The following is a 25,313-nucleotide window of genomic DNA, read 5'->3' on the forward strand; positions in this document are numbered from 1 at the left end:
CCCGCTTGGCCCGATGCACCTGTGCGGGCACTAACTTGACGGCATCAGGGGCTGCCCCCAAAAAAATACCCCGCTCGCAGTAAAGCGGCGGGGCACTCGCTCGGCCAAAGCCGGCGGGCAGCTGATTATTTCAAATGATCGGAGATGAGTTTCGTCATTTCAAACATGGAGACTTGGGCTTTGCCGCCAAAAACGGCTTTCAGTTTGTCGTCGGCATTGATCATGCGGCGGTTGGCCGGATCTTGCAGGTCGAGTTTTTTGATGTAATCCCATACCTTCTTGGTCACTTCGGTGCGCGGCAACGGTGCTGCGCCAACGACGGCCGCCAGGTCTTTCGATGGCGTCATTTCTTTCATGAAGGCTGCGTTTGGCTTGCGTGGTGTTGCCGGTGCTGCCGCTTTCTTCGCCGCTGCCGGTTTCGCAGCCGGCTTGGCTGCGGTTTTTGCCGCTGGTGCGGCTTTGGCTGCGGGTGCTGCTTTCTTGGCGGCTGCAGGTTTGGCTGCTGCTGCCTTGGCTGGCGCTGCTACTGGGGTTTTTTTGGCTGTTGCCATCTTCGAGCCTCCTTAACAAACACATGGGAAATTGCGCAATTAATCGCACGGCTAATATTGGTGGGGATTCCCACAGTATGCAAGCGATTTTCACGTTTTCAAGAGGAAAAAGCAGCGAAATCCTGCCTCTGTCGCCCGGGCGCAGCGTGGAAGGGCTTGGCAGGGTGTTTTTGCCTGAAAACGGCATGGTTACTGGCTATGCGGGGAGGGGAGAATGCCGGGCTGAGGAAAATGCTGCCCGGCATTATTTAACATATCGTTTTAATGCTTTTTGACCCTGTCTTCAGGCGTCTCTAAGGCGTTCAAAATCGTCGCGAGCGGATGTGATTTGTGGCCGAGAAGCGCAACCGTACTTTAGTACGGTGAGCATCGCCGGCCGCAAAGCGCGCCGCGCAGCAGATTTTGAAGCCTTATTTCAGACCAGGCATCATGCCCTTCATGGAGCGCATCATCTTCATCATGCCGCCGCCCGACAGTTTTTTCATCATCGTCTGCATCTGCTCGAACTGGTTCAGCATGCGATTGACTTCCTGCACCTGCACGCCGGCGCCGGCGGCGATGCGGCGCTTGCGGGTGGCCTTGATCAGTTCCGGCTTGGCGCGCTCCTGCGGCGTCATCGAGTCGATGATGCCGCACATGCGGCGCACCTGCTTGTCCGCCTGGTCCATGTTCTTGCCGCCCGCCGCCTGCTGGAACTGCGCCGGCAGCTTGTCCATCAGGTTGGCCATGCCGCCCATTTTCTTCATTTGTCCCAGCTGCGCCTTGAAGTCATTCATGTCGAACTTGCCGCCGACCTTCATCTTCTGCGCCAGATCCGCCGCCGCCTTGCTGTCGACGCCCTTGCGCGCTTCTTCGACCAGCGCCAGGATGTCGCCCATGCCCAGGATGCGGTTGGCCATGCGGGTCGGATCGAACGCTTCGAGGCCGTCGAGTTTTTCCGAGATACCGGCAAACTTGATCGGCTTGCCCGTGATATGGCGTACCGACAGGGCCGCGCCGCCGCGCGCATCGCCATCGAGCTTGGTCAGCACGATGCCGGTCAGCGGCAGCGCGTCGTTGAAGGCCTTGGCCGTGTTGATGGCGTCCTGGCCCAGCATGGCGTCGACCACGAACAGGGTTTCGATCGGTTTGACGGCCGCATGGACGGCGGCGATTTCGCGCATCATCTCTTCGTCGATACCGAGACGGCCGGCCGTATCGATGATCAGCACGTCGTGATAGTGCTTCTTGGCCCAGTCCAGCGCGGCCAGCGCGATATCGACCGGCTTGTCGGTGGCCGTGGACGGGAAGAAGTCGGCGCCGACCTGGCTGGTCACCGATTGCAGCTGGGCGATCGCGGCGGGACGGTACACGTCGGCCGAGACGGTCAGCACTTTCTTCTTCTTTTCTTCCTTCAGGTATTTCGCCAGCTTGCCGACGGTGGTGGTCTTGCCCACGCCCTGCAGGCCGGCCATCAGGATGATGGCGGGCGGCTGCTGCGCAAAGCTGATCTGCGAGGCCTCGGGACCGAGGTCGGCGCCCATGATGGCGGCCAGCTCGCGCTGCACCACGCCGACCAGGGCCTGGCCCGGCGACAGCGAGGAAAGAACCTCCTCGCCCATCGATTTTTCCTTGACGCGGGCGATGAATTCACGCACGGCGGGCAGGGCGACGTCGGCTTCGAGCAGCGCCAGGCGCACTTCGCGCAGCATCTCGGCGGTATTGGCTTCGGTCAGGCGCGCCTCGCCGCGCATGGTCTTGACGACTTTGGCAAGCCGTTGGGTAAGATTATCTAGCATGATCAACCTGCAGTGGAAAGCTTGGGAGTGGGCGGCTCTAGGCCGGACGATGGCCGCCATTTTACTCTATCGCGCCGTTGGGACGGTCGCGCACCGGCAGTGATAGCTTGGCATTTATGGCAATGCCATGATTGCATGCAGGGTCATTTCAGGGTTAAAATGAGAATAATTCTTATTTACATCACTGCCCAATGCCATGGCCGTCGCCGACTTTGTCCAGCAACAGCAACTGCACGCGCTCTACAGCAGCCATCATGGCTGGCTGCAGGGCTGGCTGCGGCACAAGCTGGGCAATGCGGGCGAGGCGGCCGACCTGGCGCAGGATACCTTTGTCAGCGTGTTGACCAGCGGCGCCGCGCCGCAGATCCGCGAAGCGCGCCCCTTCCTGGCGACGATCGCGCGCCGGCTGGTGGCGCACCGCTACCGGCGCCAGGTGCTGGAAGAGGCCTACCTGGCGGCGCTGGCCTGTTTGCCGCCGGCCGTGGCGCCGCCGCCCGAAGCGCGCTTGCTGGCGCTGGAAGCCTTGCAGGAAATCGATGCGGCCCTCGACGGCCTGCCGCTGCCCGTGCGCACCGCCTTTTTGCTGGCCCAGCTGGAGCGTCTGAGCTACGCCGAGATCGCCGTGCGGCTCGATGTCTCGGCCAGCTCGGTCAAACAGTACCTGACGCGCGCCAACCGGCACGTGTTTTTTGCGCTGCCGCCGTGAGTACCTTGAACCAGCCTGCCATCAGCGAGGCGGTGGCGCAGCAGGCGGCCGACTGGCTGACGGTGCTGATGTCGGACGAGGCGGGCGACGCCGAGCGGCGCGACTGGCTGCGCTGGCGTGACGCGGAGCCTGAACATGCGCGGGCCTGGGCCCATATCGAGGCGTTTGCCGGGCGTTTTGGCAATCTGCACCAGGGCGCGGCCACGCAGGCGCTGGCCCATGTGGCGCTACCGGCCAGCGGCAAGCGCCGCCAGTTGCTGGCCTGGCTGGGCGTGGCCGGCGGCGCCGGGCTGCTGGCCGCGCACGGCGGCGCTGTCGATGGCGCGCGCACCGTGCTGGCCGACTATCGCACGGCCACCGGCGAGCGGCGCGAAGTCGCCTTGCGTGATGGCGGCGTATTGACGCTCAATACCGCCTCGGCCGTCAATGTGCGCTTCGATGGCCATCACCGCCTGATCGAACTGCTGGCCGGCGAAATCATGGTGGCCAGCGGCCATGGCGCCGGCAGCGCTGGGTTCGGCGATGATGCACCGCTGCTGGTGGCCACGCACGAAGGCCGGGTGCGCGCGCTCGGCACGCGCTTTGCCGTGCGCCAGCGCGACGGCGTGAGCGACGTCGCCGTGTTTGAAAGCGCGGTCGAGATCAGCCCTGCGGACGGCGTTGGCGCGCCCTTGCGGCTTGCCGCCGGCCACAGCGCCACCTTCACGCGCCTGCGTCCCGCCGCGCCGCAGGCCATCGATGCCCACCTTGACGCCTGGTCGCGCGGCCAGATGATCGTCGACGACGTGACGCTGGGTGAATTCCTGGCCGACCTGTCGCGCTACCGCCCCGGCCTGATCCACTGCGCGCCTGAAGTGGCCCATCTGCGCCTGTCGGGGGTGTTTCCGCTGTTCGACACGGAACGCATTCTGAACATGCTGCCCAATTCGCTGCCGGTGCAGGTGCGCAGCCGCACGCGCTACTGGGTCTCGGTCGAACCGGCGCCATAGCCGCCACCCCTCGAAAAATAATGTGCAGCAGGGCTGCCCGATTTGCGTTCTCGCGGCACCTGCAGGTGAAGGATGCGGTTTTCATCATCCATTTGACGCAGAGAGGCAGTGATGCAACAGAAACAAATTATCCACGGAGTGCCACGGCCATGAAACCGGTACACATGATGCTGCTGTCGCGCGTGCTGGCGGCCATCTTTGGCGGCTATGCGCTGACGTCGGGCGTGGCGGTGCTGCTGTCGTCCACCCTGCCGCTGTCGCGCGTCGAAGCCGTGCAGACGGCCACCCTCAGCGCTTTCGTGGTCTACACCTGCGCCGTGATCTGGGTGTTTGCGGTGCGGGACCTGCGCCGCGCCTGGCTCGGCATGCTGCTGCCGGCCATCCTGTGCGGCGGCCTGGGCCTGCTGCTGGCGCGGGGTGCCGCATGAGCATGAAGCTGGAAAAAGCCGTCAAGACGCCACAGTCGGGTGGCCTGCGCCAGGCCATGGCCTGGCTGCATACCTGGAGCGGACTGTGGATTTCCTGGCTGCTGTTTGCGATTTTCCTGACCGGCACCCTGTCGGTATTCGAAGAACCGATCGGCCACTGGATGCAGCCCGAGCACGCCCTGGAAGAGGCGGCGCACGCCAGCGAGCCGCCAGCGCCCAAGGTCGCCGACCGCGCGCAGCGCCTGGCGCTGGCGCTCGATTTCATGGCCAGCGCCCATCCGCAGGCGGACATGTGGGAAATCTGGCCGGTGCAGCGCCCCGGGCAAGGCTTGTCGGCCTACTGGTTCCAGCCGCAGGGCGGCTATGGCGCGGCCGATCTCGACCCGCTGACCGGCAAGGAAATCAAGTGTGCGCATGGCGGCGTACAGCGCGCGACGCAAGGCGGCCACCATTTCGTCGATTTTCATTATGAGCTGCACGCGGGGCGCATCGGCGTGTGGATCGTGGCGATCACCACCATGGTCATGCTGGTCGCGCTGGTCAGCGGCGTGATCACCCACAGGCGCATCTTCAAGGACTTCTTTACCTTCCGCCCGGCCAAGGGCCAGCGCTCCTGGCTCGACGCGCACAACGCGGTGGCCGTGTTGACCCTGCCGTTCCAGCTCATGATCGCCTATACGGGCCTGGTGTTTTTCGCCGACGATTACGTACCGGCGCCGGTGCTGGCGCAGTATGGCGTGGACAACGCCAAGAAATCGTTCCTGGCCGACTGGAACGATGTCGGCAAACCGGCGCGCAGCGGCCAGCCGCTGGCCATACCCGACCTGGAACCGTTCGCGCGGCGCGCCGAGCAGGCCATCGGCCAGGAAATCCGCGCCGTGGTGCTCGACAATCCGAACGACGCCTCGATGCGCGTGTGCATGTACGGCTGGAACGAGGACGGCGAACTATTCAAACGCATCAGCGCCAGTACGGGGCGCGCCTGCTATGCGCTGGCCAGCGGCGTTGAAACGGCGGTGCGCCAGCCTGGCGGCTCGGACACGGGCGGCGCGGCGCTGACGCGCAATGTCATGGCTAGCCTGCACATGGCCAGCTTTGGCGGCCTGCCCATGCGCTGGCTGTATTTTCTGTGCGGCCTGGCCGGCACGGCCATGATGGGCACCGGCGCCGTCCTGTTCCTGGTCAAGCGGCGCCAGAAGTCGCTCGGCGAATTCGGCGCCGCCACGGCGCGCGTCTATCGCCTGGTCGCTTGCATGAATATCGCCGCGATTGCCGGCCTGTCGATCGCCTGCATCAGCTACCTGTGGGCCAACCGCCTGATCCCCATCGGCCAGGAACTGCGCGCCGGCTGGGAAGTGCGGGCCTTTTTCGGCGCCTGGTTGCTGACCCTGGCGCACGCCTGCCTGCGCAGCGAAAAGCGCGCATGGATCGAGCAACTGGCGCTGCTGGCGGCCCTGTGCCTGCTGCTGCCGCTATTGAACCTGCTGAGCACCGGCGACAACCTGGCGGCGCAGTTTGCGCGCGGCGACCTGGAAAGCGCCGGCGTGGAGTTGTGCGCCATCGCCTTTGGCCTGCTGGCCGCCTGGGGCGCCCGGACGGTCGGCACGCGCAAGAGCGCCGTGGTCGCGAAGAAAACCGCGCCGGCCAATATCAACAGATCAACCACCATGGAGAACAACGCATGATCAATACCATCCTTTGCGCGCTGGGCCTGTCGTATGCGGGCATGGCCAGCCTGTCGCTGGCGATGGACCGCCATCACGGCCAGGTATTCGGCCGCGACGCCGCCGTCCACGTGCGGCGCGCGCTGCAACTGGCCGGCGGTGTGCTGCTGGCGCTGGCCCTCTGGCCCTGCGTGGCCGGCTGGAGCGCGTCGGTCGGGGTGGTCGCCTGGCTGGGTTTTCTATCGGCCGGCGCGCTGGGCGTGGCCCTGTTGCTGCCGTATGCCCCCAGATTGCTGTTTCGTAGTTCCCTGCTGGCAGCCGTCGCCGCGCTGGCAGGTCTGTTGACCCTGCTGCAGTAACTTCTTCAAGGACAGACCGATGCACGTTTCACCGAAGGCGACACCGTTGTATGCTTCCCGCCGCGCGGCCATTGCTGGCGGCGTGGCGCTGCTGGCGCTGGCGGGCGCCGGCGCCCTGTGGGCCACGCGTGGCCCGGCCACCATTGTCGAGACCACGCCCGTCAAGCGCGGCAGCATCGAGGCGAGCGTGACGGCGATCGGCACCTTGCAGCCGCAAACCTATGTCGACGTGGGTGCCCAGGTCTCGGGCCAGATCACGCGATTGCACGTGCAGCCGGGCACGGTGGTGGAAAAAGGCCAGCTGCTGGCCGAGATCGATCCCAGCGTGCAGCAGGCAACGGTGGACGCGGGCCGCGCCGCGCTGGCCGGCTTGAGGGCGCAACTGGCCGACCAGCAGGCGCAGCACCGCCTGGCCGGCCAGCAGCATGTGCGCCAGCAGCAGATGGCAAAATTCGATTCGACCCCGCTGGCCGAGCTGGAGCTGGCGGTCGCCACCCTGGCTTCGGCCGCCGCCAGGATCGATCACCTGAAAGCGCAGATAGACCAGACCCAGGCCAGCCTGAAGGCCGATGAAGCGCGCCTGGGCTATACGCGCATCTACGCGCCGATGGCCGGCAGTGTGGTGGGCCTCGATGCAAAGGAAGGCCAGACACTCAATGCGACGTACCAGACGCCGAATATTTTGCGCATCGCCGATCTGTCGGCCATGACCGTGTGGACCGAAGTGTCGGAAGCGGACGTGCGCCGCGTGCGCGCCGGCATGCCGGTGTATTTCACCACGCTCGGTGGCGACCAGCGGCGCTGGAGCGGCAAGGTGCGGCAGGTGCTGCCGGCGCCGCCGGTGCCGGGCGGCGCCAGCGCCGGCACCGCTCTGGCGCCATCGGCCAGCAAGGTGATCTTGTATACAGTGCTGTTCGACGTCGATAATGCCGACGGCGAACTGATGCCGCAGATGACGGCGCAAGTGGCGTTCGTCACGGCGGCGGCCAACAATGTGCTGGCGGTGCCGCTGCCGGCCCTCAAACCGTCGAGCGCCGAAGGCGCCAGCGCCGGCCAGTTTACGGCCCGCGTGATGGATGGCGACGGCAAGATCGATGTGCGTGAAGTGACGGTGGGCGTGCGCAACCGCCTCAGCGCCGAAGTAGTGCAAGGCTTGCAGGAGGGCGAACTGCTGGTGACGGGTGAACAGCCGGCCGCCAATGGACCGGGCAGGTTCCAGTTATGACCGGACCTTTGATTGAGCTGAACGGCATCCGCAAACGCTATGGCGGCCATGACGGCGCACCGGCCGTCGAGGTGCTGCGCGGCGTGAGCCTGTCGATCGGCGCCGGCGAATTCGTCGCCATTGTCGGCGCCTCCGGTTCCGGCAAGTCGACCCTGATGCATTTGCTCGGTTGCCTGGACCGGCCCAGCGACGGCAGCTATCATTTCGCCGGCCAGGACGTGGCCGGCCTGAACGCCGACGAACTGGCCTGGCTGCGGCGCGAAGCGTTCGGCTTCGTATTCCAGGGTTACCACCTGATCGCCACCGAATCGGCGCGCGAAAACGTCGAAGTGCCGGCGCTGTACGCGGGCATGCCGGCCACGCGGCGCCACGCGCGTTCGGCGGCGCTGCTGCGGCGCCTGGGTCTGGCCGAACGGTTTGATCATCGGCCCAGCCAGTTGTCGGGCGGGCAGCAGCAGCGCGTGTCGATCGCGCGCGCGCTGATGAATGGCGGGCGCATTATTTTGGCCGATGAACCGACCGGCGCCCTCGACAGCGGCAGCGGCGCCGAAGTCATGGCGTTGCTGGGCGAACTGGCCGACGCCGGCCACACCATCATCCTGATTACCCACGACCGCAAGGTGGCGGCCCAGGCGCGGCGCGTGATCGAGATCCGCGACGGCGAAATCATCGAAGACTCGGGCGCGGTGGACATCCCGGCCACGGCCGCCGCGCTGGCGCCGCTCGACATGTCGCGCGCGTCGCACGACACCGGGGCGTCGCTCGGCACCGAGTTGCTCGATGCCGTGCGTGCCGCCTGGCGCGTCATGTGGATCAACCGCTTTCGCACCGGCCTGACCTTGCTGGGCATCGTGATCGGTGTCGCCTCCGTGATCGTGATGCTGGCCATCGGCCTGGGCACGCGCCAGCAGGTCATGGCGCAGCTGGGCGCGTTCGGCTCGAACCTGCTGTATATGTCGTCGCGCGGCGAAAGTTCGCGCATTCCGGGGCGCAGCATCACCCTGGGCGACCTCGAAGCGTTGAAAGACGTGCCGGGCATCTCGCATGTGCTGCCCAATGTCACCGGCAACAAGGTGATCCGCCATGGCAATATCGACGTGCAGACCTATGTGCGCGGCACCGGGCCGGCGCTGCCGCGGATCCAGACCTGGCCGGTGGCCAGGGGCGGCTTCTTTACCGAGCAGGACGAGCGCGAGATGGCGACGGTGGCCGTGCTGGGCTCGCGCCTGGCCGACAAGCTGATGCCGGATATTGCCAATCCGGTGGGGCAGAGCATCTTGATCGGCAACGTGCCGTTCCAGGTGATCGGCGTGATGAGCTCCAAGGGCGCGCTGACGGGCGAAAAAAACGAGGACGACGTGCTGCTGCTGCCGTTTTCCACGGCCGGCATCCGCGTCTTCGGCCAGCGCGAGCCGACCTACACGGTGCTGGCGGCGGCGGACGTCAAGCGCGTGGCGCAAGTGGAGGCGGCGGTCGACGCCGTCCTGTTCGAGCGCCACCGCATCCGCGACTACGGCATCAGCAACGCCGCCGCCTCGATCGCGGCCGAAGCGAAAACGCAGGACAACATGACCATGATGCTCAGCCTGATCGCCGCCGTTTCGCTGGTGGTGGGCGGCATCGGCGTGATGAATGTGATGCTGATGACGGTGCGCGAGCGCACGCGCGAAATCGGCATCCGCATGGCCACCGGCGCGCGCCGGCGCGATATTTTGCGCCAGTTCCTGACCGAAGCGGTGCTGGTGTCGGTGGTCGGCGGCGTGGCCGGCATCGTGGTTGGCATCGCATTCGCCGGCCTGCTGCTGGTGTGGGAAGTGCCGGTGATCTTTTCGCTCAGCGCCATCGGCGGCGCTTTTGCCTGCGCCGTGGTGACGGGGCTGGTGTTCGGTTTCATGCCGGCGCGCAAGGCCTCCGGCCTCGATCCGGTGGTGGCGCTGGCGGGGCAGTAAAAAAACTGTTGCTCCAACTCCAACACACGGTACTATCTCTGCATAATAAAAAAGCAGTGTTTCCTTGCCTGCAAGGCAGGCATTCCCATCACCGTGAGACAGGAGCAGCAGATGCGCCAGTACAGTATCTTGAAAACCACCATCGCCGCCGCCGTCATGCTGACGTTCAGCATGGGCGCGGCACAGGTACAGGCCCAGGAAGTGGTTCGCCTGGGCAATCTGAAATTTGCCCATTACGGCGCCGTGTCGTATATCAAGGAAATCGCGCCCAAGTGCGGCATCAAGGTCGAAGAGCATATCTTCGCCAAGGGCCTGGACGTGATGCAGGCGATTATTGCCGGTGAACTGGACGTGGGCGCGACCGCGTCCGAGGCGGCCATTTCGGGCCGCGCCGGCGGTGCGCCGATCTATGTGGTGGCCGGTTTTGCCAAGGGCGGCGCGCGGCTGGTCGGTGGCACCGGGCAGAAGATTGCCAGCGTCAAGGACCTGAAAGGCAAGCGCGTGGGCGTGACGCGCGGCGGCATCCAGGAAGTGCTGCTGCTGGCCGAACTGTCGCAGGCGGGGCTGACGTATTCCGAGAACAAGGGCAAGGATGTGCAGCTGGTGTTCCTTGCCTATGCCGACCTGAACCAGGCCCTGATGGGCAAGAATATCGACGCCATGATGCAGTCCGAGCCGCAATCGTCGCAGGCGATCAACAAGGGGTTTGGCACCGAAGTGATCAAGCCGTACGATACGCCGATCGGCGAGCCGGTGCGCACCATGGTGATGACGGAAAAGTTCTACAAGGAACGCCGTCCGGTGGCCGAGAAATTCATGCGCTGCTTTGTCGAGGCGACCAAGACCTTTATCGACAACCAGCCGACGGCCGAAAAATACGTGCGCGAAGTGGTGTTCCGCAACCAGATCACCAAGGATGACTTCGACGACGCGATCAGCAATTCGCCGTATTCCTACGACATTACGCCCGAACATATCCAGACCACTACCGACGTGATGGTGAAAACGGGCGTGGGCCGCATGAGCAAGCCGCCGGTGGCCAAGGACTGGGTCAAGACCGATCTGCTCGATCAGGCCAAGAAAAGCCTGAACGTGAAATAACGGCAGGCGCCAACCCGCCGCGCCTTGTCTGGCGCGGCGGACCTTGTTTAACGCATGGCGGCCGCCGCCAGGATCACCTCGGCCACCTGTTTCGGCTGCGACAGCATCGGCACATGGCTCGTTTGCAGCACGGTGGTGGTGGCCTTGATTTTTTTCGCAAACGCCTGTTCCAGTTCCGGCGCGATCATGCGGTCCTTGCCGGCCACGATGTAATAGCTGGGCTTGTTCTTCCAGGCGGCCACGGTGGTCTTGTCGGCAAACGCCTTGCCCTGGATCGGGCCTTGCGTGGCAGCCATCAAACGCGTTTGCGCGGCCGGCAGGTCCTGGGCGAAATTGACGCGCACCGATTCTTCCGGCAGGTACAGGAAACCGGCGGCGTCCGCCTTCAGGCTGCCGATGCCCGGTGGCGTCGGGTAGTCCTTGCCCAGTTCTCCCGTGGCTTCGCCTTCCGATGGCGCGAATGCCGCCACATACACCAGCGCCTTGACCTTGTCGCTGGTGCCCGCTTCCGTAATCACCGTGCCGCCCCAGGAGTGGCCGACCAGGATCACGCGGCCGGTCTGCGCATCGATCACGCGCTGGGCGGCGGCCACATCGTCGGCCAGGGACGTCAGCGGATTTTGCACGGCCACCACTTTCAAGCCCTTGGCCTGCAGCAGCGGGATCACCTTGTCCCAGCTGGAACCGTCGGCAAAGGCGCCGTGTACCAGCACCACGGTGGTGTCGGCATTCTGCTGTGCTGGCGCGGCCGCATGGACGGGAGCGAAGGCGGCGCCGGAGGCGATGGCGGCGGCGATCAGGGAAGCTTTGAAAGGGAGGGACGACATGGCAGGACTCCTTGAGTTTTATAGCTGGCTATTATTTAGCGCGCTAAGTATTAATTAAAAAAAGCGATCATTGTTGAGCTTGGCCTCTGGCAGGAGCGCCATCGGGCAGTCAGTGCAATAAGAATAGCGCACTAATCATTAGTGCGCAATATGTTTTTTGATGGATTTTGTTGAGTCTGGCGCCATCAGCCGCCCAGCCTGGCGTTCAGCTTGCGCAAGCCTTCCATCATCACCTCGAACTGTGGCGTGATCACGCTGCAGTTGTCGGCAATCGCCTGGTCGATGGCGGTGCTGGCCTGGCGCAGGTCGCGTCCGGCCTGTGTCAAGGTCAGCACGCGATTGCGTTCGTCGCGCGGATCGCGTGCGCGCAGCAGATAGCCTTCCGCTTCGAGCCGCTTGACCAGCGGCGTGATCGAGCCGGAATCCTGCTGCAAGCGCCCGGCCAGGTCCTTGATACCGAGGCCTTCCTGGTCCCACAGCACCAGCATGACCAGGTATTGCGGATAGGTCAGGTGCAGGGCCGCCAGCATCGGTTTGTACAGCTGGGTCATTTTCAGCGAGGTGGCATACAGCTGGAAGCACAATTTATCGTCGAGGCTGGAAGAGGGCATGGCAAGGCAGTCGGAAAGCGGTGATGGCGCCAGCCTAGCGATAATCGGCACTTTAAGCAATGTCCAGCAATATGCTGCAAGCTTGCCGTGCGGCAGTAAAGTTTCGTGAAATCTTGAGGCTGGGGCCACCGGTTCAGCCCCAGCCGCGATATCATGGCAGGTTCTTTCGCATTGCGCGCGGCAGCGACCCTGGCAGCCTCGCGTGCCGCTGCGCGATTCGCGCTGGCCGGCTATGGTGTAAACTTAAAACATGCAGACCTATTTTTTCTTCCTTGCCGCCCTGGCGTATGCGGTGTGCGCGTTTCTTCCCTCATCGCAAGGCAGGCTGATCGCCGCGCTGACCGGCGTTGCCTGGCTGTCGCACGCGGCCACCCTGTGGTTCGACCTGATGGCGCCCGGCACCTTGCGCTTCGGTTTTTCGGCCATGCTGTCGGCCGCGCTGTGGGTGTCGGTGGGCGCCTACTGGATCGAAAACCGCAATTTCAGCCTGGACGGCCTGCGCCGCATGGTCATGCCCTGCGCCGTGCTGGCGATCGGCCTGGCCTGGGCCTTTCCCGGCAATCAGGTGGTGCTGGAAGGCAAGTCGGCCGTGTTCGGCTGGCATATCACGGTCGCCGTGCTCGCTTACAGCACCTTGACGATCGCCGCCTTTCACGCCGTGCTGATGGCACTGCAGGAGTCGCGATTGCACACGCGCAGCGAGCGGCGCGGCTTTTTGTCCGGTGCGCTGGACCAGCTGCCGGCCCTGCTGACGATGGAAAAGCTGCTGTTTCGCATGATCGGCCTGGGTTTTATTTTACTGAGCTTGACCGTGCTGTCGGGCATCGTGTTTTCTGAACAATTATTTGGCAAGGCCCTGACCTGGGATCACAAGTCGGTATTTACCCTGCTGTCGTGGCTGCTGTTTGCCGTGCTGCTGGCCGGACGCCGCTTTCGCGGCTGGCGCGGCAAGACGGCGCTGACCTTTACCCTGGCCGGTTTTGCCACCTTGCTGCTGGCCTATGTCGGCAGCCGTTTTGTACTGGAAGTGGTTTTGCACCGAGGATATTTATGACCCGTATTTTGTTTTGGCTGGCGCTGGTATTGCTGGTGGTGTTTGCAATCCGCAGCAAGATTCGCAGCCTGCAACAGCGTCAGCAGCAACGCCAGCAGTCCAATCCCTTCACGCCGCCCGGCCGCGTGGCCGAGCTGCCCGATGCCGAGCTGATGTTGTGCTGCGCCCACTGCGGCGTGTACTACCCGGCCTCCGAAAACGTGCAGGCCAAGGGCCATGATTACTGCAGCCACGCGCACGCCACACTGTAAGCTTTCCGTCCGCCGCCTTCCTCCTCAATTGCTCTTCCGTATCGTGACGCCGTCGGCCGCCAGGCAGGCGTAGCATCACCGTGACATTGATTACCCATCGTGTCCGATAGCAGTCCTTCCGGAAAGGATGGCTTATGCCCAGCTCGCGTATCCAGGCCGCCGGCGGCCATGTTGCGCCCGCCGCCAAAGATTCTGTAGCGCAACTGAGCGGCAGTTCGGCCGCCATGCAGGCGCTGCGCGCGCAGATCGCGCGCATTGCCGCCTCCTGCGCGCCGGTGGCGATCCGCGGCGAGTCGGGCAGCGGCAAGGAACTGGTGGCGCGCGCCATCCACGCTCAGGGCGCGCGCGCCAGCGGCCCTTTTGTCGCCGTCAATTGCGGCGCCATCCCCGAGGCCCTGATGGAAGCCGAGCTGTTCGGTTGCCGGCTGGGCGCCTACACGGGCGCATTGCACGAGCGCCAGGGCCTGTTCCAGGCGGCGCATGGCGGCAGCCTGCTGCTCGACGAGGTCGATGACTTGCCGCTGGCGATGCAGGTCAAGCTGCTGCGCGCGCTGCAGGAACGCCGCGTGCGCAAACTCGGTGGCAGCGCCGACGAGGCCGTCGACGTGCGCATCCTGTGCGCCAGCCAGCATGGGCTGGCGCGTGGCGTGGCGGCCGGCACGTTTCGCCAGGATCTGTATTACCGCCTGAATGTGATCGAACTGGCGGTGCCGCCCTTGCGCGAACGGCTGGGCGATTTGCCAGCCTTGTGCGACGCGATCCTGGCGCGCCTGGCGCCGCGGCAGTGCGTGCGCCTGGCGCCGGCGGTACTGGTGGCGCTGGCGCGCCATGCTTTTCCCGGCAATGTGCGCGAGCTGGAAAACCTGCTGGAGCGGGCGCTGGCCTTTGCCGATGGCGGCGTGATCACGGCCGAGGGGCTGGGTTTGCCTGACACCGGCACGGCGCCGGCGCCGGTGACCGTGCTGAACCCCGGCGCGCCGGGCCGCCAGTTGCCACTGCCCGGCATGGCGCAGGTCGGCGCACCCATCGTGCCCTTGCAGCTGTTCCTGCTGCAAACCGAGCGCGAGATGATCTTGCAGGCGTTGGTGCAAACGCGCTATCACCGCGCGCGGGCGGCGCGGCAATTGGGCATCAGCGTGCGCCAGTTGCGCTATCGCATGCAAAAACTGCAACTGCGCGAACCGCCGGGCTGAACCGAAAAAGGCGGCCCGGGACCGAAGCGGCGCGGTAGATTATAATGCCGACCTTGTTTCGCCAGCCTGGGCTGGAGCGCGGTTCCACTAGTTGCCTTGACGTAAATAATTGCCGGCATAGCAAGGCCAAACCAGGCTGATATTGATTTGGATTAATATCAGGAACGGGGCGCGCAGCGGCCCGCGCAAGCCTGCGTTAGTGCTTACTACGCGGGTGCCGGGCCTGTTATCCATGCCCTGAAAAGTCAATCGAATTCGTACGGAAAATCGCAAAAATTAAGCCCGGTGCGGGCGGCAAAAGGTATTGCGCCTGCCTGCGATGGGTACTACAATTAGTGCAGAAATTAGATGTATCGACTAAATGTAGTGCCATCAAAGACGTTTTCAGCTTTTTTGCCCTAGCCGGCGTCAATCTTCATATTGGCTTGCCTGGCAAGCTGGCATAGGCGGTTTATCACCCTTCGAGATGTTTTTCGCGCCCCGCCGGGCGTGAGGGCGGGCTGTTTTCATTAGTATCATCTGATGCATCAAAACTGTATCTTATTAACAATAAATACCGGAAGAAGCCCGGACCATCGGGCGTTCTATTCATCAACACACGCGGCAGCAAAACTGCAGGCTGACTTTAGCTGACAACGGGAGCTTCAATGCAATCACCTCAAGATATTTCCATCCATCCAACGCCAGTACCGCCAGCGCCAGGCGCGGCGCACAGCGTGGCAAGCACCGGCGCGGCCATGGGCGACTATCGCATCATCCGCCGCAACGGTGCGGTGGTGGCATTTGAGCCGTCGAAAATCGCCATCGCCATGACCAAGGCATTTCTGGCCGTGGGCGGTGGCCAGGGCGCCGCTTCCGCCCGCGTGCGTGAACTGGTGGAACAACTGACCAGTGCTGTCGTGGCCGCGCTGGTGCGCCGCCAGCCGGGCGGCGGCACTTTCCATATCGAAGACGTGCAGGACCAGGTGGAACTGTCGCTGATGCGTTCGGGCGAACATGACGTGGCGCGTGCCTACGTGCTGTACCGCGCCAAGCACATGGAAGAACGCCGCCTGCAGAAGGAGGCCTTGGGCGCCTCGGCGCAAGTGGCAGCACCGCAACTGAACGTGCTCGACAACGGCGTGCGCCGCCCGCTCGACATGCAGCAAGTGCGCGACCTGATCAACGCCGCCTGCGCCGGCCTGGAAAAGCACGTCGACGCCGACGCCATCCTCGCTGAAACCGTCAAAAACCTGTACGACGGCGTGCCGGTCGAAGAACTGCACAAGTCGGCCATCCTGGCGGCGCGCGCGCTGATGGAAAAAGATCCGGCCTACTCGCAAGTGACGGCCCGCATCCTGCTGCACACGGTGCGCAAGGAAGTGTTTGGCAAGGAAGTGCCGCAAGCGGCCGCTGCTAGCGAATACCTGACCTATTTCCCGGCCTATATCGCCAAGGGCATCACCGCGGAGCTGCTGAACCCGGTGCTGGCCACGTTCGACCTCGAACGCCTGGCCAAAGCCATCGTGGCCGACCGCGACCTGCAATTCGGCTATATCGGCCTGCAGACCCTGTACGACCGCTATTTCCTGCATATCCAGGACGTGCGCATCGAAATGCCGCAGGCGTTCTACATGCGCGTGGCGATGGGCCTGGCCCTGAACGAGTCGGACCGCGAAGCGCGCGCCATCGAGTTCTACAGCCTGCTGTCCTCGTTCGACTTCATGAGCTCGACGCCGACCCTGTTCAACTCGGGCACCCTGCGCTCGCAGCTGTCGTCGTGCTACCTGAGCACCGTCTCCGATGACCTCGAAGGCATCTACGACGCCATCAAGGACAACGCGCTGCTGGCCAAGTATGCAGGCGGCCTGGGTAACGACTGGACGCCAGTGCGCGCCCTGGGCGCCCACATCAAGGGCACCAACGGCAAGTCGCAAGGCGTGGTGCCGTTCCTGAAAGTGGTCAACGACACGGCCGTGGCCGTAAACCAGGGCGGCAAGCGCAAGGGCGCCGTCTGCGCCTACCTGGAAACCTGGCACATGGACATCGAGGAATTCCTCGACCTGCGCAAGAATACCGGCGACGACCGCCGCCGTACCCACGACATGAACACGGCCAACTGGATTCCCGACATGTTCATGAAGCGCGTGATGGAAAAAGGCGAGTGGACCCTGTTCTCGCCATCGGAAGCACCGGACCTGCACGACAAGGTCGGCAAGGCCTTTGAAACGGCCTACCTGGGCTACGAAGCGAAAGCCGCCGCCGGCGAAATGCGTTCGTTCAAGAAGATTGCCGCGCTCGACCTGTGGCGCAAGATGCTGTCGATGCTGTTTGAAACCGGCCATCCATGGATCACCTTCAAGGACCCATGCAACATCCGCAGCCCGCAGTCGCACGTCGGCGTGGTCCACAGCTCGAACCTGTGCACGGAAATCACCCTGAACACCAGCGCCGACGAAATCGCCGTCTGCAACCTCGGTTCGGTCAATATGCCGGCGCACATGAAAGAAGGCAAGCTCGACCACGTCAAGCTGGCAAAAACCGTGCGCACCGCCATGCGCATGCTCGACAACGTGATCGACATCAACTACTACGCCGTCGACAAGGCGCGCAATTCGAACATGCGCCACCGTCCGGTCGGCATGGGCATCATGGGCTTCCAGGATTGCCTGCACATGATGCGCGTGCCGTTCGCCTCCGACGCCGCCGTGTCGTTTGCCGATACCTCGATGGAAGCGGTGTGCTACTACGCCTACCTGGCCTCGACCGAACTGGCCGAAGAACGCGGCCGCTACGAGTCGTACGCCGGTTCGCTGTGGGACCGCGGCATCCTGCCACAGGACTCCGTGAAACTGCTGCTTGAGGAGCGCGGCGGCTACCTGGAAGTGGACAGCTCGTCGGCGATGGACTGGACCCCGGTGCGCGAACGCATCGCCAGGTTCGGCATGCGCAATTCGAACTGCGTGGCGATCGCACCGACGGCCACCATTTCGAACATCATCGGCGTGTCGGCCTGTATCGAGCCGACGTTCCAGAACCTGTACGTGAAGTCGAACCTGTCGGGCGAATTCACCGAGATCAACGGCTACCTGGTACGCGACCTGAAGGCGCGCGACCTGTGGGATGAAGTCATGATCTCGGACCTGAAATACTTCGATGGCTCCCTGGTGAAGATCGACCGCATCCCGCAAGACCTGCGCGACATCTACGCCACCGCCTTCGAAGTGTCGCCGAGCTGGCTGGTGGAAGCGGCGTCGCGCCGCCAGAAGTGGATCGACCAGGCCCAGTCGCTGAACATCTACATGGCTGGCGCTTCGGGCAAGAAACTGGACGAAACGTATAAACTGGCATGGCTGCGTGGCTTGAAAACCACCTACTACCTGCGCACCATCGCCGCCACCCACATGGAAAAATCGACATCGAAGACCGGCGCCCTGAACGCCGTGGCGGTCGATGGCGGCATGTCGGCCAGCGCCCAGAGTGCACACAACAGCGCCCAGGCAGCCGTGGTCGCGGCAGCTGCCGCCGCCGTGGCGCCGGTGGCCGCAGCGGCGGACGACGCCGATGGCGAGGCTTGCTACCTGCGTCCCGGCGATGATGGTTTCGAAGAGTGTGAAGCCTGCCAGTAAGAGTTGAGTGGCCAGCCCGGCATGGCCGGGCTGCATATTGTAAATAGTCGCATTAAGAGAGAAATATTATGTCCTTATCCTGGGATGATGAAACCACGCCGGCAGCCGTGCCGCGTCCGGCGCAGCAGGCGCCACTGGGCAATACCGAATTGAACGTGTCGGCCGGCGCCGAGCCGTCCGAAGCGAACGCCGAGCAGGTGGCGCGCCGCGTCAACGCCGACGACAAGCGCATCATCAACGGCAAGACGGACGTCAACCAGCTGGTGCCGTTCAAGTACAAATGGGCGTGGGACAAATACCTGGCCGGCTGCGCCAACCACTGGATGCCGCAGGAAGTCAACATGCAGCGCGATATCGAGCTGTGGAAAAACCCGAACGGCCTGACCGAAGACGAGCGCCGCCTGGTGAAACGCAACCTGGGCTTTTTCGTGACCGCCGATTCGCTGGCCGCCAACAACATCGTGCTGGGCACCTATCGCCACATCACGGCGCCGGAATGCCGCCAGTATCTGCTGCGCCAGGCGTTCGAGGAAGCGATCCACACGCACGCCTACCAGTACATCGTCGAGTCGCTGGGCCTGGACGAAGCCGAGATCTTCAACGCCTACAACGAAGTCAAGTCGATCCGCGACAAGGATGAATTCCTGATCCCGTTCATCGAGATGCTGACCGACCCGACGTTTACCACTGGCACCACCGAAAACGACCAGAAACTGCTCAAGTCCCTGATCGTGTTCGCCTGCCTGATGGAAGGGCTGTTCTTCTACGTGGGCTTTACGCAGATCCTGGCGCTGGGCCGCCAGAACAAGATGATGGGCGCGGCCGAGCAGTATCAGTACATCCTGCGCGACGAATCGATGCACTGCAACTTCGGCATCGACCTGATCAACACCATCAAGATGGAAAACCCGCAGCTGTGGACGGCCGAATTCCGCGAGGAGATCAAGGCGCTGTTCCTGCGCGCCGTCGACCTGGAATACGCCTACGCCGAAGACACCATGCCACGCGGCGTGCTGGGCCTGAACGCGCCGATGTTCAAGGGCTACCTGCGCTTTATCGCCAACCGCCGCGCGCAGCAGATCGGCCTCGAGCCGCTGTTCGCTCAGGAAGAAAACCCGTTCCCGTGGATGAGCGAAATGATCGACATGAAGAAGGAACGTAACTTCTTCGAAACGCGCGTGACGGAGTACCAGACCGGCGGCGCGCTGAACTGGGAGTAAGCCGGTTCGCAGCTGTTTCACATGAAGGCGCCGTCATTGACGGCGCTTTTTTTTATCCGGGCAGGATTTCCGCCGCGGCCTGTTTGCCGCGCTGCGCCGTCACCGAACTGCCAACCGAGGCTGCGATGATCAGCGTGATCGCCAGCCACTGGGCCGCGCTCAGGTATTCATCGAGCAGCATCAGTGCCAGCAAGGCGGCCACCGCCGGCTCCATGCTGGCCATGATGCCGAAGGCCTGCGACGACAGGCGCTTCAGCGCCACCATCTCGAGCGAGATGGGAATCGCGCTCGAGATCAGGGCCACGCCCAGTCCCGTCGCCAGTATCAGCGGCGACAGCAGGGCGCTGCCGGCATGGGCCACGCCGACCGGCACCACCACCAGCGCGGCGACAAACAATCCCAGCGACACGGAATGGCCGGCATGCAGATGGCTGGCGCGCTTGCCGAAGATGATGTAGATGGCCCAGAACACGGCGGCGGCCAGCGCGAACATCATGCCGGCCGGGTCCAGCGTGGACACGTCATGACCGAGCGGCAGCAGCAGCGCCAGGCCGGTGGCGGCCAGCAGCACCCACAGGAAGTCGAGCGCGCGGCGCGAAGAAAAAAGGGCGACGGCCAGCGGTCCTGAAAATTCGATCGCCACCGCGATGCCGAACGGGATGGTGCGCAGCGACATGTAGAAGCACAAGTTCATCGCGCCCAGTGCGGCGCCGTACAGGGCCACCGTGCGCGCGTCGTGGCGGCTCAGGGGCCAGCGCCACGGACGCCAGAACAACAGCAGCAGCAAGGCGGAAAAACCGACGCGCACCGCCGTCGTGCCCTGCGCGCCGACCAGCGGAAACAGCGAGTGCTTGGCCCAGGAGGTACCGATGCCCAGCGCGGTGACGGCGCCGAGAATGGCGAGGATGGGAATGAAGGAAGCGCGGCGCGACATGGTCAGTGATGGTGGGCGAAAGAAGCTGGCATTCTATTGTGTTTGCGCCGCTGTGTGGGGACCGCTGTCCTGATCGATGACGGCGTGCGCTGCGCTTCCATGGCGCCATGCGCGCATGTGAATTGGCCATTTGCCGCGCGTTTGTACGTTAGCGCGCCTATCCCTGTAAAAAAGCCCCTCAAAACGTATCGTGCCGGTTGCGCATCGACAAGGTTTTCGTGTACTTTAGGAGATTGCAAATACGAGTGGTAGTATGCGGGGTTTTTTGACCAGCGCGACGCCGAAAAAAGCTCGCAAAACAGGGATACAGATTTACACGGATATGCACAAAACCACACCGTTTTCGTCTGCCGCCGTGCCCGATTTTTTTCAGGCATGGCGGTTTTTTATTTGACGATTCCTTGTGCTGGCGAGCGCGATGCGAGGAGCGGAAAAAAACGCACGGCATCGAAAACGAAACAACCGAATTCAGACTTTGCCACCAGCTGCGAGATAAAGCAGGGTGGCACCGACGATGGCTGAAGTGCTGCAAACGTGAGGAGTTGCAGCAGTTCAGCTGGTGCCGAATTCATTAGCGCAAACAAGCGTTTGTGCCGATGAATAATTCGCCTGGCCTGTCACTGTGGTGGGTTGGACGGGTTTAAATCTTGTAGCTTAAATTTCTCATCTCAGATGAAGGAGAGACAAATGGCAACAGCCGCTAAGAAATCAGAAGTAAAGAAACCAGCCGCCAAAGCTGCTCCTGCCGCGAAGAAGCCGGTAGCCGCAGCCAAGCCGGTTGCCGCCAAACCAGCTGCCAAAGCCGCAGCAAAACCCGTCGCCGCCAAGGCGGTAGCCAAGGCCGCAGCCAAACCTGCAGCCAAGCCAGCAGCGAAAGCCGCAGCCAAACCAGCAGCCAAGCCTGCAGCAAAAGCAGCAGCCAAACCTGCAGCAAAAGCAGCAGCCAAACCTGCAGCGAAAGCGGTAGCCAAACCTGCAGCGAAAGCGGTAGCCAAGCCTGCAGCGAAAGCGGCAGCCAAACCTGCAGCGAAAGCGGCAGCCAAGCCTGCTGCAAAAGCAGCGGCCAAGCCAGCGGCAAAAACTGCAGCCAAGCCAGCAGCCAAAGCGGCAGCCAAACCTGCGGCAAAAGCAGCGGCGAAACCAGCAGCCAAGGCCGCAGCGAAACCGACAGCCAAGCCAGCGGCAAAAGCAGCAGCCAAGCCGGCAGCAAAACCTGCCGCCAAGGCAGCAGCCAAGCCGGCAGCAAAATCTGCAGCAAAACCTGCAGCAAAACCTGCCGCCAAAGCAGCAGCCAAGCCTGCAGCCAAAGCAGCAGCCAAGCCTGCAGCGAAAACCGCAGCCAAGCCAGTAGCAAAAGCGGTAGCCAAGCCTGCGGCAAAAGCAGCGGCCAAGCCGGCAGCGAAAACCGCAGCCAAGCCAGCAGCAAAAGCAGCGGCCAAGCCTGCGGCAAAAGCAGCAGCCAAACCTGCTCCGAAAGCAGCGGCCAAGCCAGCGGCAAAAGCGGCCGCCAAGCCAATGGCAAAACCTGCGGTGAAAGCGGCAGCGAAGCCAGCAGCAAAAGCGGCAGCGGTGAAACCTGCAGCCAAACCTGCGGTCAAAGCAGCAGCGGCCAAGCCAGCGGCAAAAGCGCCAGCAGCGAAACCTGCAGCCAAAGTGGCAGCAGCGAAACCTGCAGCCAAAGTGGCGGCAGCGAAACCTGCAGCCAAGCCGGCAGCAAAAGCAGCAGCCAAGCCAGCAGTTGCGGCAACACCGGCAGCGGCAGCGCCACCCGTGGCAGCGGCTCCAGCAGCAGCGCCAGTCGCGGCCAAGCCAGCAGCAAAGAAGGCCGCGCCTAAAAAGGCCGCGCCGAAAGCAGTTGAGGCGGCCAAGCCAGCGGCGCCTGTCGCTCCGGTAGCAAAAACCGTGTTGGCGCCGGCAGCGGCCTGGCCATTCCCGACCAGCACCCGTCCATCGTAAGTCTGGCGAAACGGGTGCCTGCATGAGGCAACACGCCGCTGTGTGACTCAATCACACAGCGGTTTTTTTTTGGAGAATTTGTTGTGCTGATCACTATCCTTACATTGATCGTTGATACCATCGCCACCTTGCTGGGCGGCGTACTGCTGCTACGTTTCTGGATGCAAGCCGTGCGCGTCCGTCCGCCGTCGTCGGTGGCGCAATTCACCTTTCAATTGACCGACTGGCTGGTGCGTCCGCTGCGCCGCGTCGTGCCGGGCGTGGGCGGCTATGACTGGGCCAGCCTGATCGGCGCCTTTCTGGTCGTGCTGCTGGCGACCTGCATCTGGTTCATCGCCGGCCTGCCGGTCGAGGCGGTGCTGCTGAAAGCCTTGCAGCGCTTTTTGCAGTGGATATTGTATGGTTTCATGGCGCTGCTGATCATCGAAGCGATCTTCAGCTGGGTCAACCCGCATGCACCGCTGGCGCCGTTCGTGCGCGCGCTGAACGAACCGCTGCTGCGTCCGATTCGCAAGGTGGTGCCGCTGGTGGGCAGCCTGGATTTGTCGCTGCTGGTGGCGCTGATACTGCTGCAGATTGCGCAGATGCTGGTGGGGATGATGTTTGTGATGGGACGATGATATTGGTCGGGTTGCGCGCGTCGCGCAACCCGACCGACGATCTTAATAACGGTAACCGAACGCCGCTTCAAACTGGTCGGCAATGCTCTGCGCCGTAAACACATGGTTCTGCGCGCCCTGGGTGGCGATCTTGATCGCGCCCAGCAGGCTGGCCAGGCGGCCGCTGGTTTCCCAGTCCAGATCGTTGGTGATGCCGAACAGCAGGCCGGCGCGGTAGGCGTCGCCGCAGCCGGTCGGGTCCAGCACTTCCTTGGCGGCCACGGCAGGAATGTCGATGCGCTTGCCGTCCGTATAAATTTCCGAACCATTCTCGCCGCGCGTGACGATCAGCGCTTCCAGGCGGCTGGCGATCTCCGCCAGGGTCAAGCCCGTGCGTTCCATCAGCATTTCCATTTCATAATCGTTGGCCGACACATAGGTAGCCTTGTTGATGAAGTCGATCAGCTGTTCGCCATTGAAGCGCGGCAATTGCTGGCCCGGATCGAACATGAAGGGAATGCCCAGTTCGGCCAGGTCGGCGGCGTGCTTGAGCATGCCCAGGTCGCCGTCCGGCGAAATGATGGCCACGCGGGCAGGGCCGGCGTTGGTGATCGGGTTTTCATGCGCGAACGACATGGCGCCCGGGTGGAAGGCGTTGATCTGGTTGTTGTCGCAGTCAGCGGTGACGAAGCACTGGGCGTTGTAGCTGTCGGCCTTGATCATGATATTGGCGGTGGAAATGCCCAGCTTTTGCAGGCGCTCCAGGTAGGCGGCGCTGTCCTGGCCCATGACGCCAACGATGCGCGGGTCGCCGCCCAGCATTTTCAGGCTGTAGGCAATATTGCCCGAGCAGCCGCCGAACTCGGTGCGCATGGTCGGCACCAGGAAGGAGACGTTAACCTTGTGCAACTGGTCGGCCAGCAGCGATTCGCCGAAACGGCCCGGGAACTGCATGATGGTATCGGTGGCGAGCGAGCCGCAGATCAATGAGGTTTTGGTCATGATAGTGTTTGTCAGGGGTAGAAGATGGCGATATGGTAGCCCGATGCCGCAAGCTGGTCCAAGGTGAAATACAGTTTGATATTCTGTTCCGAGCGCGGCGCGAAGCCTTTGCTGGCATCGGTGCCCGCCGGCAGATAGTCGCGCGGCGCGACCACGCGGCGCAGCACGGGCTTGCCGTCGTCGTCATTCAGGATCAGCTCGATGTTCGGCCAGGCCTGCGCGCTGCGGCCCAGGTTGCGCAACTGCGATACATAGGAAAAACGGTTCGGCGCCAGCGTCTGCAATTCACCCTGCTCGATGGCCAGCGCCTCGATCTGCGCCGGCAAATCGACCTGGCAGCCACTCACCGAACATAGCGCTGACAGGACTGGCTTAAACTGCGGAAACTGCGCCGCCAGCGGATTGCGGAAGGTGGTCATTACTTGCAGCAGCAACAGCATCAGCAGGGCGATGGCGCCGGCCAGCATGGCCACGCGCAGCGCCTTGCCGCTCTGTTCGCGGCGCCGGCCCTGGGTGACAAAAGCCGGTTCTTCCACTGGCGGCAAGTCGTCCAGCACATGCAGTTCGGCCGCCGGCGGCTCGCTGCCTGCCGGCAGGTCGAAGGAATGATCGCTCAGCGTGGGTTCCTGGCGCGCGCTTGCGGCAGCCGGCCGCGCCGGTTTGTCCAGGTTGACCTGATAGGGTGCGTTGTCGGTTTCTTGCGCCGACGCCTCTGCCTGGAACTTCGGCTCGCGCCGGCTGTCGCGCAAATAGGTGACAAAGGCCGGCGGCTCGTCGGTTTCGCGGCGGCGGAACGGCGCCATCGGTGCCGGCGGCACCGCCATCACCGGGGCCGGGAGCGGCCCGGGCTCGGCTTCAGACGCGGGTTCGGCTGCAGGTTCGGGCGCCTGGCCGATATCGAGGTCGAGCTCGATCGCTTCCTCGCTATCGCGCGCCTTGTCCTCGCCGGCTTTCAGTTGCGCCGTTTCAGGCAGGATGCCGAACGGGTCGAACGAGGTGTCGAAGTCGAGCGTATAGACCGGCTCTGTGTCGTCGCTGACGTCGGGTGGGCTGTCTTCGGGGATATCGAGCGCCAGCACGGGCGGCAACGATGGGCTTGCGGGCAGCGGTGCGGTGACCGCAGCCGGGGCAGGGACAGGATGGGGCGATGGCAACAATGCCGCGCTTGGGTCGACCAGCGCGGCATTGCCATCAAACACTTCCTTGCAGGTGCCACAGCGTACGATGCCCCCACGTAATTTCAACTGGTCAGCGGCGACCCGAAATATCGTGTTGCAGTGGGGGCATTTGGTGGCGAGAGCCATTGCG

General features: G+C 63.5%; 24 protein-coding genes. 15 read left to right on the plus strand and 9 right to left on the minus strand.

All coding sequences use genetic code 11. The features are described 5' to 3' along the window. Positions 1 to 125 precede the first annotated feature (125 nt). A complete protein-coding gene (locus ASR47_RS26655) occupies positions 126 to 551 on the minus strand; it encodes an SWIB/MDM2 domain-containing protein (RefSeq protein ID WP_082989072.1) in 426 nt (141 codons plus the stop codon). A 77-nt stretch (positions 552 to 628) separates the two neighbouring features. Here ASR47_RS26655 and ASR47_RS27180 point away from each other — a divergent pair, with 77 nt between their 5' ends. Further along, positions 629 to 826 carry a hypothetical protein gene (locus ASR47_RS27180; RefSeq protein ID WP_150127904.1) on the plus strand — a complete coding sequence of 66 codons (198 nt, stop codon included), beginning with the start codon at positions 629 to 631 and terminating at the stop codon, positions 824 to 826. A 135-nt stretch (positions 827 to 961) separates the two neighbouring features. Here the strand turns inward: ASR47_RS27180 and ffh are convergent, their stop codons facing one another. Next, positions 962 to 2,329: a signal recognition particle protein gene (gene ffh, locus ASR47_RS20805; protein WP_065309710.1), complete on the minus strand. Its 1,368-nt coding sequence runs from the start codon at positions 2,327 to 2,329 to the stop codon at positions 962 to 964. 196 nt (positions 2,330 to 2,525) lie between these two features. On the opposite strand from ffh, the gene ASR47_RS20810 reads away from it, so the two are divergent. From ASR47_RS20810 to ASR47_RS20845, 8 genes are all read left to right on the plus strand, one after another. Beyond that, positions 2,526 to 3,035 carry a sigma-70 family RNA polymerase sigma factor gene (locus ASR47_RS20810; protein WP_065309711.1) on the plus strand — a complete coding sequence of 170 codons (510 nt, stop codon included), beginning with the start codon at positions 2,526 to 2,528 and terminating at the stop codon, positions 3,033 to 3,035. Continuing rightward, complete coding sequence (locus tag ASR47_RS20815; protein WP_245714433.1) at positions 3,032 to 4,024, plus strand: FecR domain-containing protein; 993 nt, start codon at positions 3,032 to 3,034, stop codon at positions 4,022 to 4,024. The genes ASR47_RS20810 and ASR47_RS20815 overlap by 4 nt, the downstream gene beginning before the upstream one ends. 149 nt (positions 4,025 to 4,173) lie before the next feature. Continuing rightward, positions 4,174 to 4,452 (plus strand): DUF3649 domain-containing protein, encoded by a 279-nt coding sequence (locus tag ASR47_RS20820; RefSeq protein WP_065309712.1) that lies wholly within the window; start codon positions 4,174 to 4,176, stop codon positions 4,450 to 4,452. A gap of 2 nt (positions 4,453 to 4,454) precedes the next feature. Next, positions 4,455 to 6,137, plus strand: coding sequence for a PepSY-associated TM helix domain-containing protein (locus tag ASR47_RS20825; protein ID WP_065309713.1), 1,683 nt, complete (start codon positions 4,455 to 4,457; stop codon positions 6,135 to 6,137). Continuing rightward, positions 6,134 to 6,475: a DUF3325 domain-containing protein gene (locus ASR47_RS20830; RefSeq protein WP_065309714.1), complete on the plus strand. Its 342-nt coding sequence runs from the start codon at positions 6,134 to 6,136 to the stop codon at positions 6,473 to 6,475. The genes ASR47_RS20825 and ASR47_RS20830 overlap by 4 nt, the downstream gene beginning before the upstream one ends. 19 nt (positions 6,476 to 6,494) lie before the next feature. Next, positions 6,495 to 7,700, plus strand: a complete 1,206-nt coding sequence (locus tag ASR47_RS20835) for an efflux RND transporter periplasmic adaptor subunit (RefSeq protein WP_065309715.1) — start codon at positions 6,495 to 6,497, stop codon at positions 7,698 to 7,700. Beyond that, entirely contained in the window at positions 7,697 to 9,649 is a 1,953-nt protein-coding gene (locus tag ASR47_RS20840; protein WP_065309716.1) for an ABC transporter permease, read from the plus strand. Before ASR47_RS20835 ends, ASR47_RS20840 begins: the two co-directional genes overlap by 4 nt. Positions 9,650 to 9,805: 156 nt before the next feature. After that, positions 9,806 to 10,750, plus strand: a complete 945-nt coding sequence (locus tag ASR47_RS20845; protein WP_425402758.1) for an ABC transporter substrate-binding protein — start codon at positions 9,806 to 9,808, stop codon at positions 10,748 to 10,750. 47 nt (positions 10,751 to 10,797) lie between these two features. On the opposite strand, the gene ASR47_RS20850 is transcribed toward ASR47_RS20845, so the two are convergent. Further along, complete coding sequence (locus tag ASR47_RS20850; RefSeq protein ID WP_065309718.1) at positions 10,798 to 11,577, minus strand: alpha/beta fold hydrolase; 780 nt, start codon at positions 11,575 to 11,577, stop codon at positions 10,798 to 10,800. Positions 11,578 to 11,762: 185 nt separating this feature from the next. Then, complete coding sequence (locus ASR47_RS20855) at positions 11,763 to 12,188, minus strand: MarR family winged helix-turn-helix transcriptional regulator (protein WP_065309719.1); 426 nt, start codon at positions 12,186 to 12,188, stop codon at positions 11,763 to 11,765. Positions 12,189 to 12,438: 250 nt separating this feature from the next. Between ASR47_RS20855 and ASR47_RS20860 the strand changes: the two genes are divergently transcribed. The 5 genes from ASR47_RS20860 (at position 12,439) to ASR47_RS20880 (ending at position 19,514) form a co-directional block, all read left to right on the plus strand. Next, positions 12,439 to 13,242: a cytochrome C assembly family protein gene (locus ASR47_RS20860; RefSeq protein WP_065309720.1), complete on the plus strand. Its 804-nt coding sequence runs from the start codon at positions 12,439 to 12,441 to the stop codon at positions 13,240 to 13,242. Beyond that, positions 13,239 to 13,493, plus strand: a complete 255-nt coding sequence (locus ASR47_RS20865) for a PP0621 family protein (protein ID WP_065309721.1) — start codon at positions 13,239 to 13,241, stop codon at positions 13,491 to 13,493. The genes ASR47_RS20860 and ASR47_RS20865 overlap by 4 nt, the downstream gene beginning before the upstream one ends. A 134-nt stretch (positions 13,494 to 13,627) precedes the next feature. Continuing rightward, a complete protein-coding gene (locus tag ASR47_RS20870; RefSeq protein WP_065309722.1) occupies positions 13,628 to 14,686 on the plus strand; it encodes a sigma-54 interaction domain-containing protein in 1,059 nt (352 codons plus the stop codon). A 647-nt stretch (positions 14,687 to 15,333) separates the two neighbouring features. After that, complete coding sequence (locus ASR47_RS20875) at positions 15,334 to 18,294, plus strand: ribonucleoside-diphosphate reductase subunit alpha (protein ID WP_065309723.1); 2,961 nt, start codon at positions 15,334 to 15,336, stop codon at positions 18,292 to 18,294. A gap of 68 nt (positions 18,295 to 18,362) precedes the next feature. Then, entirely contained in the window at positions 18,363 to 19,514 is a 1,152-nt protein-coding gene (locus tag ASR47_RS20880; RefSeq protein ID WP_065309724.1) for a ribonucleotide-diphosphate reductase subunit beta, read from the plus strand. 52 nt (positions 19,515 to 19,566) lie between these two features. On the opposite strand, the gene ASR47_RS20885 is transcribed toward ASR47_RS20880, so the two are convergent. The 3 genes from ASR47_RS20885 to ASR47_RS27560 form a co-directional block, all read right to left on the minus strand. Then, positions 19,567 to 20,448, minus strand: coding sequence for an EamA family transporter (locus ASR47_RS20885; RefSeq protein ID WP_065309725.1), 882 nt, complete (start codon positions 20,446 to 20,448; stop codon positions 19,567 to 19,569). 668 nt (positions 20,449 to 21,116) lie between these two features. Next, positions 21,117 to 22,061, minus strand: a complete 945-nt coding sequence (locus ASR47_RS27555; protein ID WP_171899008.1) for a hypothetical protein — start codon at positions 22,059 to 22,061, stop codon at positions 21,117 to 21,119. After that, the gene (locus ASR47_RS27560; protein WP_065309727.1) at positions 22,043 to 22,267 is read right to left on the minus strand and encodes a hypothetical protein; all 225 of its coding nucleotides are present in this window, start codon (positions 22,265 to 22,267) and stop codon (positions 22,043 to 22,045) included. Before ASR47_RS27560 ends, ASR47_RS27555 begins: the two co-directional genes overlap by 19 nt. A 220-nt stretch (positions 22,268 to 22,487) precedes the next feature. On the opposite strand from ASR47_RS27560, the gene ASR47_RS20900 reads away from it, so the two are divergent. Further along, complete coding sequence (locus ASR47_RS20900) at positions 22,488 to 23,024, plus strand: YggT family protein (protein WP_245714435.1); 537 nt, start codon at positions 22,488 to 22,490, stop codon at positions 23,022 to 23,024. A 42-nt stretch (positions 23,025 to 23,066) separates the two neighbouring features. On the opposite strand, the gene ASR47_RS20905 is transcribed toward ASR47_RS20900, so the two are convergent. Continuing rightward, a complete protein-coding gene (locus tag ASR47_RS20905; protein WP_065309729.1) occupies positions 23,067 to 24,005 on the minus strand; it encodes a carbohydrate kinase family protein in 939 nt (312 codons plus the stop codon). 11 nt (positions 24,006 to 24,016) lie between these two features. Then, entirely contained in the window at positions 24,017 to 25,309 is a 1,293-nt protein-coding gene (locus ASR47_RS20910; RefSeq protein ID WP_065309730.1) for a DUF3426 domain-containing protein, read from the minus strand. Between the last annotated feature and the right edge of the window lie 4 nt (positions 25,310 to 25,313).

Source organism: Janthinobacterium psychrotolerans, from assembly GCF_001677885.1.
Taxonomy (GTDB): Bacteria; Pseudomonadota; Gammaproteobacteria; order Burkholderiales; family Burkholderiaceae_D; genus Janthinobacterium; species Janthinobacterium psychrotolerans.